General features: G+C 68.6%; 1 protein-coding gene. It reads left to right on the top strand.

Going from position 1 to position 245, the window contains the following annotated elements; all coding sequences use genetic code 11:
- The coding region (locus ACX9YW_RS23455; RefSeq protein ID WP_460351195.1) for a hypothetical protein at nucleotides 1–245 on the top strand (245 nt) is incomplete at both ends.

Below are 245 nucleotides of genomic sequence, written 5' to 3'. Positions count from 1 at the left end.
CCCTCAGTCGATCGCGCTTCGCATAGTGCTTTGGCGGCGGCTGGGCCGCCCGGCGGCCGAAGCGGAACCGCTCGTCAAGCGCATCAAAGAGCGGCAAAACGCCGACGGCGGTTGGAGCCAGACGAAGGACATGGCCAGCGATGCCTGGGCGACGGGGCAGGCCCTTTACGCTCTGGCTCACGCCGGGACGAAGCCGGACGAGCCGGCCGTGTCGCGTGCTCACGCATTCCTGGTCAAGACGCAGC

This window comes from Pseudoneobacillus rhizolycopersici (assembly GCF_054786815.1).
Note: the sequence above shows the minus strand (reverse complement) of the source record. Positions and strands in the feature narration are given on the sequence as shown.